General features: G+C 58.5%; 11 protein-coding genes. 6 read left to right on the top strand and 5 right to left on the bottom strand.

Annotated features, from left to right (window positions below):
* Positions 1–126: 126 nt before the first annotated feature.
* The 5 genes from NE637_RS10885 to tyrS all read left to right on the top strand — a co-directional run bounded on the left by NE637_RS10885 (position 127) and on the right by tyrS (position 5,199).
* Positions 127–1,389 (top strand): sulfite exporter TauE/SafE family protein, encoded by a 1,263-nt coding sequence (locus NE637_RS10885; protein WP_192112220.1) that lies wholly within the window; start codon positions 127–129, stop codon positions 1,387–1,389.
* A gap of 2 nt (positions 1,390–1,391) precedes the next feature.
* Positions 1,392–2,123 (top strand): hypothetical protein, encoded by a 732-nt coding sequence (locus NE637_RS10890; protein ID WP_192112219.1) that lies wholly within the window; start codon positions 1,392–1,394, stop codon positions 2,121–2,123.
* Between the two features lie 472 nt (positions 2,124–2,595).
* Positions 2,596–3,465: a hypothetical protein gene (locus NE637_RS10895; protein ID WP_227118924.1), complete on the top strand. Its 870-nt coding sequence runs from the start codon at positions 2,596–2,598 to the stop codon at positions 3,463–3,465.
* 159 nt (positions 3,466–3,624) lie between these two features.
* Positions 3,625–3,873, top strand: coding sequence for a hypothetical protein (locus tag NE637_RS10900; protein ID WP_192112217.1), 249 nt, complete (start codon positions 3,625–3,627; stop codon positions 3,871–3,873).
* Positions 3,874–4,002: 129 nt separating this feature from the next.
* Positions 4,003–5,199 (top strand): tyrosine--tRNA ligase, encoded by a 1,197-nt coding sequence (tyrS, locus tag NE637_RS10905; protein ID WP_227118926.1) that lies wholly within the window; start codon positions 4,003–4,005, stop codon positions 5,197–5,199.
* Between the two features lie 75 nt (positions 5,200–5,274).
* Here tyrS and NE637_RS10910 read toward each other — a convergent pair whose 3' ends face one another.
* Positions 5,275–7,092 carry a sensor domain-containing diguanylate cyclase gene (locus NE637_RS10910; RefSeq protein WP_227118928.1) on the bottom strand — a complete coding sequence of 606 codons (1,818 nt, stop codon included), beginning with the start codon at positions 7,090–7,092 and terminating at the stop codon, positions 5,275–5,277.
* A 136-nt stretch (positions 7,093–7,228) separates the two neighbouring features.
* On the opposite strand from NE637_RS10910, the gene NE637_RS10915 reads away from it, so the two are divergent.
* Positions 7,229–8,464, top strand: coding sequence for a bifunctional nucleoside/nucleotide kinase/histidine phosphatase family protein (locus NE637_RS10915; RefSeq protein WP_192112214.1), 1,236 nt, complete (start codon positions 7,229–7,231; stop codon positions 8,462–8,464).
* A gap of 124 nt (positions 8,465–8,588) precedes the next feature.
* Here NE637_RS10915 and ilvN read toward each other — a convergent pair whose 3' ends face one another.
* The 4 genes from ilvN to tsf form a co-directional block, all read right to left on the bottom strand.
* Complete coding sequence (ilvN, locus tag NE637_RS10920) at positions 8,589–8,885, bottom strand: acetolactate synthase small subunit (protein WP_022657648.1); 297 nt, start codon at positions 8,883–8,885, stop codon at positions 8,589–8,591.
* Positions 8,882–10,558: an acetolactate synthase large subunit gene (gene ilvB, locus NE637_RS10925; protein WP_227118930.1), complete on the bottom strand. Its 1,677-nt coding sequence runs from the start codon at positions 10,556–10,558 to the stop codon at positions 8,882–8,884. Before ilvB ends, ilvN begins: the two co-directional genes overlap by 4 nt.
* 271 nt (positions 10,559–10,829) lie before the next feature.
* Positions 10,830–12,419, bottom strand: a complete 1,590-nt coding sequence (locus NE637_RS10930; RefSeq protein ID WP_192112212.1) for a TerC family protein — start codon at positions 12,417–12,419, stop codon at positions 10,830–10,832.
* A 249-nt stretch (positions 12,420–12,668) separates the two neighbouring features.
* Positions 12,669–13,526, bottom strand: a complete 858-nt coding sequence (gene tsf, locus NE637_RS10935) for a translation elongation factor Ts (RefSeq protein WP_227118932.1) — start codon at positions 13,524–13,526, stop codon at positions 12,669–12,671.
* Positions 13,527–13,589: the final 63 nt, after the last annotated feature.

The raw sequence follows: 13,589 nt of genomic DNA on the forward strand, positions 1-13,589 counted from the left end.
TTCAAGCATATCTACTGACAGAACCCAGCTGTGTGTGACGCGACGCACGGCATTGCCTTAGACGGTTTGTTTGTATTGGGGCCACGACCTCGGCCATTGGCCGGAACAATCGTATTGGAGGAGAGTATGAGTTTTGGCAGACAGGTGTATGAGTTTCTGCTGAGCAGCTCCCAGGCTTATGCCAAATGGGATTTGGAAGTCTCCACTTCCATTCTCAAAAGCAGGAAAAAGCTGCTCATCTTGTTGGCTCTTGCAGTTCCCATTCTGGCGGGCTGCCTGGCCGAAGCCTATGAGTATCACGAAATGCTGGGCGGCAAAACCGCCTATGCCCCGGCTTTTTACACCAACACCATCTTTTTGGCTTCCATCGCCGTGGGCCTTGCAGCCGGTCTGATCACCGGGTGTATCGGCGCTGGCGGCGGCTTCATCATCACCCCCGCGCTTATGGCTGCGGGCGTGAAAGGTATTTTGGCGGTGGGCACTGACCTGTTCCACATTTTCGCCAAAGCCATCATGGGCACCACGGTGCACAAAAAACTGGGCAACGTTTCCACCAAGCTGGCCATCGCCTTTCTTGTGGGTTCCGGCGTGGGAACAGTCATTGGCGGCGCGATCAACAAAGGGTTGTACAACTCTGACCCGCTGCTTTCCGAACTGTTCATCAGCACCATTTACGCAGTGCTGCTGGGCTTTCTTGGTTTCTATGCCCTCTTTGACTTTTTGAAGAGCTCCCGCGGCGGCGCCGCAGCAAATCAGGACGCGCACGGCGGCAGCGCCGGTATGACAGGCGTTGCCCTGAAGCTTCAGGCTCTGGCCGTGCCGCCCATGATTACCTTTGACGAAGACCTCGTTCCCGGCGGCCGCCGTATTTCCGGCTGGATCGTTGCCGCGGGCGGCGTCATCGTGGGCCTTTTGGCTGCCATCATGGGCGTGGGCGGCGGCTTCGTCACCTTCCCCATGTTCGTGTACATCTTCGGCGTGTCGTCCATGACCACCGTTGGCACCGACATTCTGCAGATCATCTTTACCGCTGGTTTTGCCTCCATCGGCCAGTACGCCATTTACGGCTACGTGTTCTACACGCTGGCAGTCGGCATGCTGCTTGGTTCGCTGCTGGGCATCCAGGTGGGCGCTCTGACCACCAAGGTGGTCAAGGGCATTCACATTCGCGGTTTTTACGCCATCTCCATCATTGCCGGTTTCATCAACCGTGCGGCCACCCTGCCCAAGAAGCTTGTTGAGCTTGAAGTGCTGAACTGGTCGCCCAGCGTGGTGGGCATTATTGAAGACGTGGGCAACGTGATTTTCTGGGTTGTTGTTGCCTTCTTCGGCATCTGGGTATTCAGCAAGTTCTTCTTCAACCTCGGCAAGCTTAGAGGGGAGGCCTGATCATGCTTATTCATGCCAAAGCCCCTTTCTTCCGGGGCAGCTTGATGCTCATTTCGTTTCTGGTTCTGTTTGCCGCCCTGCTCATGCCCATCTTGCGTGACGAGAACGGCAAGCACGTTACCGGCCTTGAATACGCCGATAACGTCTTCAACGAACTTTCCAAGGGGTCATCCTACTTTATCCCTGGCGTTCGTGAAAACCTGAAAAAGGTTGACGGAAAGATCGTGACGGTTACCGTCAAGCTCAAGAAGGCCGCCCTTGCCCCCGTTGCCGCCATGGCCCTGCAAACTGCGGGAGCCACGGATGTCAGCGCCACTGACGGCAAGGTTACCTTTACCGGCGACCTGGGCAAAATCCTCGCCTCCGCCACTGACGATTCCGATGCCCTGTATCACAACGATGCAGACAAGGTTTCGCAGAAATACGGTGGGGAGAATGCCCTTAAAGTGGCCTCCGCATGGTGGTACCTGCTTTCGCCCAGCATCAAGGAACTGCAGAAGCAGCGCCTGATCGCCGAGTCGCAGGTGGTGGACCATGTGCTGCGCCGCGCCATTGAACCGGGCAACAACTTCTACAGCGTGACCGCCGCCAAGGTGTCCGAGCACGTTATGTTGATGGTTGGCATGCTGGTTTTCTACGTGCTTTACACCCTGTGGTACGGCTTTGCCATCTTCGAACTGTTCGAAGGCATTGGCCTTGCCATGACCAAGTCAAAAGTCAAAAAAGAAGGCTAAGGCATAAATCCGGAGACGCACACATCCCCATAGCTCGCGTCTGCTAAAAAATGGGGATATGCCGGCTTGCCTGGTTGGATATTGAAGAAGGCCGTCTCCCTGTGGAAGACGGCCTTCTGAGCGTTGATGCCATCAACGCGACCAGCAATCTGGAGCAGGCTGAGGCTTGCCCGCGCCGTCGCGACAGATTGATGGCTTCTTATTCCCGTTGACAGCCGTCTTCCTGTGGAAGACGGCCTTCTGAGCGTTGATGCCATCAACGCGACCAGCAAGCTGGAGCAGGTCGCGGCTTGCCCGCGTTCCCACCAAACACAACATATGCAACCTGATACCTTTCACAAAAAGTCTGTTACAAGTAACAGCTTAGGCACAATCGGACTGCATATTATACAAGTAAATACCACTAACACATTGACATAATAACAATATTGATATATCTACACAGCTTTACCAACCCATTCAAGGCTGTCCCATGAATTCAGACGCTTCATTCTGCCTCTGGAACTCAAGCTGCCATGAGGCACTGGCCGATGCACAAAACACCGGGGCCAATGTACACCTTGAATGCTGCCTTATCTGGTGCGGCGAAACTGCCTGCATATCTGTGGAGGGTCTGGTACGCGAGGTCAACGGCCGGGAGGCCCAGCTTGTTGTGCGTTCCATGACCATGCAGACCCAGAACCACAAGGCGGTGGTAAACCAGGGCAAATTTTACTTCAGCGTCAAACGGCATATTGCGCAGGATACGACGGCGCGTCTTGGCGTTTACGGTACCGCGCAAATTCTCGAAACAGCTGTCGGGCCCAGTGGCGAAATGCTGTATTTGAGCCTGCGCTTTTCACGCCATGTGACGGTACGGCAGTTGCGCAGCAGCAAGCGGATACCCTGGCGCGCCGAATACAGCCGCATGTCGAGCGTGCTGCTCGCGCCGGAGCGCCCCGACACCACCAACGATTTACGCATCATGCTCGAGGCGTACAGTCAGGTGGCCCCGCCAGCCACCCGCATTCTGGATGTTTCAGAAGGCGGGGCATGCGTCTGCATGCCGGAAGAACTGGCGATGCCCTCCTTCACCTCCGATGCAACCTACCTGTTTTTTCTCCAGCCCAGCGTAATGCCAGTTACTGTGCCTCCCTACGTTTTTCTTGCCAAGCGGGCAGGTTTTGGCAAGGCCCCTGACGCCCAGGGCGTTGCCGTGCGCCTGCGCTTTCAGGAAGAACTGGACTGGAGCGCCCGCCGCGCCCGGCTGCGCTGGCTCAACGTCAAGGGCGGCTCCCCCCGTTTGCGTCAGTGCCTCACCCAATACACCGATGCGTCAAAGGATCAGCAAGACTCCGCCTAAACGCAAGTACTCGTATCATCCCTGCATTTACCACGGCCTCACCCCCTGTGCTTTCTCCCAATCCGGGGTTTATGGCCCTAAAATTGCATTCATTATGGCAGTATTGCCGCCATGCGGAAAATTTGACCCATGCAGGTCATCAACATAAAGGATACCGCCATGAAAATTTCCGGACTCAACCCCACTCCGGCCTTTGCCTTCCCTGCCATGGAAAAAGATGACAACACAGCTGCCAGCGCGCCTTCCCGCGATGTTGTCAGCCTGAGTGCCCCCAATTTGCTGGCAGATGACGAAGTGGACGGCGTGCTTGACGACACCATGAGCATGATCTCGCAAAATCCCATGGACGCGCTTTCCGTTCACAGCGGCCTGAGCGCCAGCCGCGTCGCCTCCCTGCTGAGCCTGTAGGCTGGCTGATTCTCTGCGGCATGGTTTGACACTATCGCCGCCTTGGGGGTATCACTTTCCGTCTACGTCGGCGCATATTCTTTTTTTGGTCCGGCGTTTTTTACCGAAGCCAGCACAGAGGTAAGGGTGATGACGGATATTGACCGCCAAATGGCCACCATCAAGCGCGGCATGGCCGAGCTGATTGACGAGAACGAACTGCGCAAAAAGATAGCGCGCGGCAAGCCGCTGCGCATCAAGGTGGGCTTTGACCCCACCGCTCCTGACCTGCACCTCGGGCATACGGTTGTTATGCACAAGATGCGTCATTTTCAGGAACTGGGGCACCATGTCATCTTTCTTATCGGCGACTTTACGGGCCGCATAGGCGACCCTTCCGGCCGCTCGGAAACCCGGCCCCCCCTCACTGAAGAGCAGGTTCTTGCCAACGCGGAAACCTACAAAAAGCAGGTTTTCAAGATTCTTGATCCACAGAAGACCGAGGTTGCCTTCAACTCGGCCTGGCTGGGCAAGATGGACGCCACGGGCTTTATCAAGCTGGCTTCCAGCTATACCGTTGCCCGCATGATGGAACGCGATGATTTTGAAAAGCGTTTCCGTGAGCAGCGTCCCATATCCATCCACGAATTCCTGTATCCGCTGTGTCAGGGTTATGACTCCGTCGCCCTCAAGAGCGATGTGGAAATGGGCGGCACTGACCAGAAGTTCAACCTGCTGGTGGGCCGCACCCTCCAGGCGCACTACGGCATAGAAAGCCAGTGCATCCTGACCCTGCCCCTGCTCGAAGGCACCGATGGCGTGCGCAAGATGTCAAAATCTTACGGTAACTACATTGGTATTGACGAAGCGCCTTCCCAGATTTTCGGCAAGGTCATGGCCATCTCTGATGAGCTTATGTGGCGCTACTATGAGCTGCTCTCGGCCAAAAGCCTTGAAGACATTGCAGCCCTCAAGGCTTCCGTGGCCAGCGGCGAGCTGCACCCCAAGGCCGCCAAGGAAAATCTTGCCCACGAGATGGTGGCACGCTACCACAGCGAAAAAGATGCCGATGAAGCAAAGCAGGGCTTTAATGCCGTTTTTGCTGGCGGCGGCGTGCCGGACGACATGCCCGAGCACCAGTGCGCCTGCGGCGAAGACAGCACTCCCCCGTTTTTTCTTGAGGCCGCAGGCCTTGTTAAAAGCCGTGGCGAAGCCAAACGCCTGATGAAAGAAGGCGCGCTCTCCATTGATGGAGAACGCTGCGAAGACGCCATCACCCCGCTTGCAGCCGGGGAATACGTGGTCAAACTCGGCAAAAAGCGCTTTCTCAAGCTGAAGGTGCGCTAAGACGCAATCCCTCTGAATACTTGAAGAAACGCCCTTGCGCGGCAGGTCTGCACCTGCCGCGCAAGGGCGTTCTTTTTATGCGCCAAAACCCTGACCCTCCGAATTATCCACGGCAGGCGGCAACAAATTGTCCGCAAGGCATACGCGATTTCGGCCACTGTTCTTGGCCCGGTAGAGGGCAAGGTCTGCCCTCTTCACCATGTCTTCCAGGGGATTTTCCACATCTGCCTGTAAATCCGCCAGACCAATGCTGACTGTAAAGCGAATGTCCTTTTCGTTGTGCCACACGACCATTTCTTCCACGCGCCTGCGCAACCGCTCCGCAATGGCTTCTGCCTGCTCGGGCACAACACTGGCCAGAAGAATGCCAAATTCTTCCCCGCCAAGGCGTCCCACATGGTCAGAGGTACGCATGGTGTCATGCAGCAGGGCGCCAAGCGCTTTCAGCACGGCATCGCCCGTATCATGCCCGAAAGTATCGTTGATCTTTTTGAAATGGTCGATATCGAGCATGAAGAAGACCATGTTCAGGCCGTAGCGCTTGGCCCTTTCAATCTCGAACTGAATCTTTTCCAGCAGATTCCTGCGGTTGTTCAAGCCCGTAAGCGCGTCTGTGGTCGCCAGCGAGTACAGGTCTTCAATGCGTTTTTCCAGGCTTTGCTGTGTCTGCTTGAGTTCTGTAATGTCAGAGGCAATAACAAAAAAACCTCGCACCTCCCGTCCATCCATATCCGGTATGTAGCGGGACAGCACATAGCCTGTTGAACCGTCGGCCCTGGCCCTTTCCTGTTCAAAATTCTGCGGTTCGCCGCGCAGGGTCGCATCAATGAGGGGGGCGCATTTGGCAAGCAGCTCCTCGCCCAACAGGGATTGCAAATCAATGCCGATGATCTCCTCCTCACCTTTGCCAAACCATGCCCTGTACATTTTATTGGCGTAATGGCACCGCCGCTCCGCATCCCAGTAGGATACCATGATGGGCGCGTGGTCCATCAGGATACTGATGAACTTGTCGCGCGAGCGCATGGCGCTTTGCAGTTTTTCTGTGGAAAGTTCAGAACGGCGACGGCGGCGCGCTTCTATCATCAGGAGTAAAGTCGAAAGCACTGCCGCGGCCAGCCATATCAACACCTGAATGAGCAGGTCGCTATGCCAGTGGGCATAACTGTTCTCGCTGCTGATGATTGTTCCCACCACCAGGGGGCCGCCCGCCAGAAAGGGCGCTGCCGCCTGCTGCAAGGTGAGCATGGACCGCGCGCCATCAGCCCGCAGGGACTGGGTGTGCAACGCTGCCGCATCGGGTGCCATGTTTGCAATACTCTCCGCCAAAAGGGCATTTTCAGCGTTGCCCAGGTTGGCAAAGGGCAGCAAAGGGCGGCCAGAGGCTGTATATACGGCAACTTTGGCATCTGCGCGGTTGAACGCATACGCCAGTTTGTATCCCCAGAATTCTGGTTTCAAGGCAATGCTTACAGATACGGATGGAAGCCCGTCCTTTGCTGTGGAACGGGAGAAAAGGGCTGTGGACGCAGAAGAAATTGCGCCAGTGGAGGCCCGTGGTGCACCGTTGAGCTCGACAGCAATGGCGGCGACAAGGGGGTTATCCCGCACCAGACCTTGCAGTTGGTCGGCAAGCTGGCCTTCGTCCCGCTGGGCCATGACAGCGTTTTCCACCGTGTCCAGCAGATGGGTGATGCCGCCCACTTCCATTTTGACAATATTGACGGCAATGCTGCTTTCAGAGAGCAGCAGACGCAGCTCATTTTCCTGGAGCTGGAAATAACCATCCACCACGTTGGCGCACAGGACGCCAGCAAGCACGACCAGCCAGACACTGTGGATGGCCCAGTGTGACCGGGAAGCCAGCGTTCTGAAAAAGGCCGTGATGCTCATGGCAAAACTCGGCAGGTAAATATGTTTATTGCATGATACTACCGCTATTGCGGGCAGGCAAGGAGCGACCCGCCCCATCCCGCAGAGTTCTTTTATTTTTTTCTCTTTTCTCCTACCATGCTGCAACGGAGGTCGTATGCAGAAACTTTATGTCGCCATGGTCGGTCTGCCCGCAAGGGGAAAATCCACTCTGGCAAAGCGCATCCGCGATGGGCTTGTGACCGAGGGCATTGCCGCAAAGCTGTTCAATAACGGCGACATGCGCCGGGCGCTCATTGGCGCGGAATCCACCGACCCCAATTTTTACGATCCCAACAACAAGCTGGGACGTGAAGCGCGCGAAATGATCTGCATGCGCAACATGGAGATTGCCCGCGAATGGCTGGCCAAAGACGGCGAGGTGGCCATTCTTGACGCCACCAACGTCAGCCGCGCACGCAGGCACCTCATAGAAACCACGCTCACCGACTACCCGGTACTCTTTGTGGAATGCGTCAACGAAGACCAACTGCTGCTCAATGCCTGCATACGCCGCAAGACCACCCTGCCGGAATACGCCTCGTATACAGAAGAAGAGGCCCTTGCCAGCTTCATGAAGCGCATCAGCTACTATGAAACCATCTACGAGCCATTGCAGGACGAAAAATACTGGCTGCGCGTTGATTCCACAGCCAACCGCATTCTGGACGAGCGCCCCTGCGAAAGTTCACCCTACTATCCCGCTATCCGCGAGATGGTTGTCAGCGTGTGGATTCAGTGCCTGTATCTGGCGCGCCATGGGCAGACGGAATTCAACCTGCGGGGGCGCATCGGCGGCGACCCGCCGCTCACAGCCACGGGCCGCGCCCAGGCGCTTGCGCTTGCCGCCCACCTGCGCGACAAGCCCATTGAGTGGGTGTTTACCTCCACGCGCATACGCTCGCACGAAACGGCAACACCGTTGCTGACCGAACGGCCAGAAGCGCATGCCATGGCCTTTAAGGAATTTGACGAAATCTGGGCGGGCGATTGCGAGGGCATGCTCTACAGTGAAATCCGCGAACGCATGCCCGAGGTCACCCAAGGCCGCAACGCCTGCAAGTACACCTACACCTACCCCAATGGAGAAAGCTACGCCCTGCTGCGCGAGCGGGTACAACGCGGTTTGCGGCGGGCGCTTTTTCTGGCTGGGGATGCACCCCTGATCATTGTGGGGCATCAGGCCATCAACCGGGTGCTGCTTTCGCTCTTTCTCCGGCAGCGCAACGAAGACGTGCCCTTTATCTACATTCCGCAAAACCAGTACTACCACATCAGCCTGACCCCGCGCCGCAAGGTCTTTGAACGCGTGCCCTATGACGGCGGGCGGGGGGCCAGCCTGCTGGCTGAATAAAAAAGGGCTGCGCCCCGATCTGCCCGCGCGTCCATCAAACGCAGGCAGACAGGGGCGCAGCCCGTGGACAGCCTGTTACGCGAGGCGCGATGTTACGTAGTTACGCACCGCGCCCTGCTCTTATTCAGCATTCAAGGCAACCGGCCAGGCGGTTGAAAACCGTCGGTTCCGCATGCCCCACCTGCACATCCAGCACATCGTGCAGCTTGCGCACCTGCTTTACAATCTGCTCCATACGCCCATCGTCCTTGACCACCAGCCACATGCGGCAGGTATCGCCGTCTGCTTCCGGCGTGACAAGCACGCCCTCAAGGTTGTAGGCGCGGCCAGCAAAGAGGCCGCACACGTGCGAAAGCACACCGGGATGATTGTTGACGCTCAAGTGCAAAGTTGTAAGCGCGCTCGTCACGGAACCGTTCATGCGTTAACCCCCTCTATCATCTGACTGTTTGCCGCTCCTGGCGGCACCATGGGAAAAACCTTTTCTTCTGCGCTCATGCGCACTTCAAGCAGGCATGGGCCGGGCGTGCCCAAGGCCTTTTCCAGCACGGCCCTTGGGTCGCGCTCGTTGTTAAGGCAGATGGCCGGCATGCCAAAGCCCTGGGCAATGCGCACAAAGTCCGTGCCTGCCGTAAAGGTCGAGCCGAACAGCCGCCCTCCAAAGAACAGATCCTGCTGTTGCTGCACCAGCCCCAGTCCATCGTTGTTGCACAGGATAATCTTGACGTTGGCCTGATTTTCAACAGCCGTGGCCATTTCCTGAATATTCATGAGCAGGCTGCCATCGCCGGAAAAACAGACCACGGTTTCCTCCGGCTTTGCCAGCGCAGCGCCTATGGCGGCAGGCAGGCCAAAACCCATTGTTCCCAGCCCGCCGGATGTGAGCCACTGCCGGGGCTGCATCATGGGGTAGGCCTGGGCCACGCGCATCTGGTGCTGGCCCACGTCTGTGCTCACAATGCCCTTGCCGTGCAGGGCGTCCGCCACGTGCCTGATGATGCCGTAGGGCGAACAGACCTCATCCGTGCGGTCAAAACGCAGGCCGTGCTCCGCCTTGCATGCTGCCACGCGCTCAAGCCACGGCTCGTGGTCGGTCTTGCGCAACAGGGGCAGCAGGGCCGTGAGAGCCTCTGCCGCGTCCGCTGTAATGCCCACCTGCGGAATGCGCAGCTTGCCCACCTCGCAGGCATCAATATCGATGTGGACAAGGCCCGTCTTGGGGCAAAATCCGTCCAGCCTGCCCGTGGCGCGGTCGCCAAGGCGAGCGCCCACAACCATGAGCAGGTCGCATTCGTCTACCAGCATGTTGGAGGCGCGCGCTCCGTGCATACCCAGCATGCCCACGGCCAGCTCATGCCCATGCGGCACCGTGCCCAGCCCGCGCAGGGACATGACGGCGGGGATGCGGCGAGCCTCCATAAAGGAAACCACCGCCGCCGAGGCCTCGGGAGAAGACGTGCCGCCGCCCAGCAACAACAGGGGGCGCTTTGCGGCGTTCATCATTTCCGCCGCGCGGGCAAGGGCCTGCGGGTCTGGCTGCGGCATGGGCGCGGGGGTTCCGGCGGCGGGCAGATCCTGCAATTCAGCAACAGCCACCTGCACGTCACGCGGGATGTCCACCAGCACAGGGCCGGGGCGGTCGCCAGCGGCAATGGCAAAGGCCTCGGGAATCACGCGCAGCAGTTCGTCAATGGAGCGCACAATAAAGTTGTGTTTGGTGGCGGGAATGGACATGCCGTAGATGTCCACTTCCTGAAAGGCATCGGTACCGATCATGCTCAGGGGCACCTGCCCGGTGATGCAGACCAGCGGCACGGAGTCCATGCGCGCATCGGCGAGCGCCGTGAGCGTATTGGTAGCACCGGGGCCGGAAGTGGCAAAGATAACGCCGGGACGGCCCGTAACCCTCGCCATGCCCTGCGCTATAAAGCCTGCGCCCTGTTCATGACGGGCAAGGATATGCCGGATGGTTCCACTGCGCCCGAGGGCATCGTAGAGAGGAAGATTGAAACCGCCCGGGATGCCCGCAATGTGCGTGACACCCTGGTTCTCCAGCAGGCGGATGGTGAGTTCTGCTCCCGTAAGACGTAACATCGCCGCAAGACTCCTTTTCGATGGTGAGGCTTGTCGGCGGCGGTGCGGACTAAAAAACCCCGCCGACTCGCGCCGGCGGGGTTTGCAATACTACCTTGGATCTTCCCTGCTCAGAACGCGCGCAAAGTGTGACACCGTACTACTACGGCGCACATAATGGATAGCAGCGCTACGTGGCGGAAAGAAGATTGTGTGTTCATGCTCATGTTTGAGACCCTACGCTGGCACCCGGCAAGATGTCAACATATCAGACCAGTGCGGACCAATAATTTTATTTTTTGCGCTTTCTGCCATCGGTATGCGGCAGCAGCAGCTTGACCGCGCGCACCTCGTCAATACGGCGACGATCCATGCGTGTTATCTCCAGATCCCAGCCCTGATAGCGCAGGCGCGCGCCTTTTTCGGGTATACGGCCCAGGCGCTCCATAATGAGCCCCCCGAGGGTGGCGCTGAACAGACGGCGCGGCAGGCTCACCCCAAGCCAGCTTGCAAAAAGGTCAACGGCAAGACGCCCCGGCAGGACCCAACTGCCGTCAGGCCTGCGGCAAACCTCCGGCCCGGCGGGCATATCGCCCATCTGGCCCGCAAGCACGCTCAGCAGTTCCGCGGGGGTGATGATGCCCACAACACTGCCGTATTCATCCCGCACAAAGGCCAGCGGCGCGGGATTTGTACGAAAATCTTCCAGCAGGGTCGTCAGCGGCGTGTGCTCAAATATGGTGGGCGCGGGGCGCACGTAGGTCTTCAGATCCCACTCGCGGTTGCCTATGCCCTGTTGCTCCTGTTGCAGGATTTCACCGGGGTGCACCACGCCCAGCACTTCGTCCGTATCGCGCCGCTGCACAGGCAGCCATGCAAGGCGCGAGGCAGCCGCAAAACGCGTGACCGTGGCGCGGTCGGCATTGCTGTCCAGCCAGTCCACGCGCTGACGCGGAATCATGATAAAACGCGCCGTGCGCCCGCCAAGGCGGATCACACGGGCCACCATGTCCCGCTCCATGGGAGCAAAGAGCTGCCCCCCGGCATCACCAGCCAGCGCCGCCGCCTCAAGCTGGGCCTCGCCGCCGCCGGGTACGCCGCCGCCGAGCAGGTTCAGAATGACCCGCGCCGTGGATTCGCGCATGTCGCGCATGCTGTAGCGCCTGCGGCGGCTGCGCAAGGCCCACTGGTTGCAGGTCTCCACCAGCACGGAAAAACCAATGGCCGCGTACATATAGCCCTTGGGGATATGGTAGCCAAGTCCATCGGCCAGCAGGCTCAGACCGATCATCAGCAAAAATCCCAGACACAGCACAATGACTGTGGGGTGACGCTCCACAAACTCCAGCAGGGGGGCTGCGGCAAGCACCATGATGACCATGGCAGCCAGCACCGCCAGCATCATGATGAACACATGGTCCACCATGCCCACGGAGGTGATGATGGAATCCAGCGAAAACACGGCATCCAGAATGATGATCTGAAAAATCACCTGCCAGTAGCCAGCCTGCGGCCCGCTGGTATCGAACCTGCCCGCATGGCCTTCAAGCCTGTCGTGCAGTTCCATTGTGCCCTTGAGCAGCAAGAACACGCCGCCAGCCATAAGGATAAGATCGCGGGCAGAATAGCCGTGCCCCCCCAGGGTAAACAGGGGGTCGGTAAGGGCAACCAGCCGCGCCATGAAGGCCAGCAGCACCATACGCATGAGCAGGGCAAGCCCAAGGCCGGTCATGAAGGCCTGACGCTTCTTTTCCTGCGGCAGCTTGTTCACAAGTATGGAAATAAAAACCAGGTTGTCTACGCCCAGCACCACTTCCAGCAGCACCAGCGTACCCAGGCCAGCCCAGGCTGCGGGGTCAGTTACCCATGCCAGATCCCACATATTTTCTCCGGCGGCCATGCCGCGTTTCCGTAATAAAAAAGGGGCCAGAGGCCCCAGCAGACAGCAATTCCCGCCTGGCGGGATTTGAAGAAACCATTCGCGCCCGACAACACCGCAAGGCGCTGTCAGTGCATGATTTCTGGTTGCGTTGACTTTGTCAAACGCAATGGGGGGCCAAAGGCCCCCCATAAAACCGTGCTTGGCCAGAAGGCGTACACTTATGTGCCGGAATCCGGCGCAGCGCTGTGCCTATTCGGCAGCAAGCTGGATGCGTTCGAAACCGGTAACCGTGATTTCGTCGCCGATGGTCTTGCCCGTTTCGCGCACGATGTCGGAAATGGTCTTCTTGTCATCGCGGATGTAGGGCTGTTCCATGAGGCACACTTCCTTCTGGAACTTCTTCACCGCGCCGTCGGCAATCTTGTCCACGATCTGGGCGGGCTTGCCTTCTTCAAGGGCCTTCTGGCGGTAAACTTCGCGTTCACGCTCCACAGCTGCCTGATCAAGGCTGGCGGCGTCAAGGGCCAGGGGGCTGGCGGCGGCAACCTGCATGGCGAGGTTCTTGGCCAGTTCCAGCACTTCGGGCTTGGCGGCGCTTTCAGCCTTGCCGCAGGTCAGGTACACAAGAACGCCGATCTTGCTGTTGGCGTGGACATACTGACCCACCACATCGTTGGCGCTCTTTTTGCTGAAGCGGGCAAACTTGCCGAGCTGCATGTTTTCGCCCACGGAGGCGATGAGCTGGGTCACTTCTTCGCCCAGGAGGGCTTCAAGAGCGGCGGCGTCGGCAGGAGCCTTTTCAAGGATAACCTGGGTCACGCGGGTGGCCATGGTCTGGAACTGATCGCCGCGAGCCACGAAGTCGGTTTCGCAAAGCAGCGAACCCATGGCGATGTGCATGTTGTCGGCAGTGGCGGCCACGGTCACGAGGCCTTCGCTGGTGGCGCGGCCAGACTTTTTGGCAGCCTTGGCCATACCCTTCTGGCGCAGCCAGTCAACGGCCTTTTCCAGGTCGCCTTCCACTTCCACCAGGGCTTTCTTGCAGTCCATCATGCCTGCGGCGGTCATGTCGCGCAGTTCTTTAACCAATTGTGCAGTGATAGCCATAGTATACTCCACACGCTGTCCGGCCCCAAGCCGGAGTTTTGTAAATGCCTGATCGGTTGCGCG

Origin of the sequence: Desulfovibrio desulfuricans (genome assembly GCF_024460775.1) — a bacterium.
GTDB classification, from domain to species: domain Bacteria; phylum Desulfobacterota; class Desulfovibrionia; order Desulfovibrionales; family Desulfovibrionaceae; genus Desulfovibrio; species Desulfovibrio desulfuricans_E.

Excerpts from the sequence above, each read along its gene's own strand:
- NE637_RS10885 (WP_192112220.1), top strand. The coding sequence starts at position 127 with ATGAGTTTTGGCAGACAGGTGTATGAGTTTCTGCTGAGCAGCTCCCAG.
- NE637_RS10900 (WP_192112217.1), top strand. The coding sequence starts at position 3,625 with ATGAAAATTTCCGGACTCAACCCCACTCCGGCCTTTGCCTTCCCTGCC.
- NE637_RS10895 (WP_227118924.1), top strand. The coding sequence starts at position 2,596 with ATGAATTCAGACGCTTCATTCTGCCTCTGGAACTCAAGCTGCCATGAG.
- ilvN (WP_022657648.1), bottom strand. The coding sequence starts at position 8,885 with ATGAACGGTTCCGTGACGAGCGCGCTTACAACTTTGCACTTGAGCGTC.
- tsf (WP_227118932.1), bottom strand. The coding sequence starts at position 13,526 with ATGGCTATCACTGCACAATTGGTTAAAGAACTGCGCGACATGACCGCC.
- NE637_RS10915 (WP_192112214.1), top strand. The coding sequence starts at position 7,229 with ATGCAGAAACTTTATGTCGCCATGGTCGGTCTGCCCGCAAGGGGAAAA.
- NE637_RS10890 (WP_192112219.1), top strand. The coding sequence starts at position 1,392 with ATGCTTATTCATGCCAAAGCCCCTTTCTTCCGGGGCAGCTTGATGCTC.
- tyrS (WP_227118926.1), top strand. The coding sequence starts at position 4,003 with ATGACGGATATTGACCGCCAAATGGCCACCATCAAGCGCGGCATGGCC.
- NE637_RS10930 (WP_192112212.1), bottom strand. The coding sequence starts at position 12,419 with ATGTGGGATCTGGCATGGGTAACTGACCCCGCAGCCTGGGCTGGCCTG.
- ilvB (WP_227118930.1), bottom strand. The coding sequence starts at position 10,558 with ATGTTACGTCTTACGGGAGCAGAACTCACCATCCGCCTGCTGGAGAAC.
- NE637_RS10910 (WP_227118928.1), bottom strand. The coding sequence starts at position 7,092 with ATGAGCATCACGGCCTTTTTCAGAACGCTGGCTTCCCGGTCACACTGG.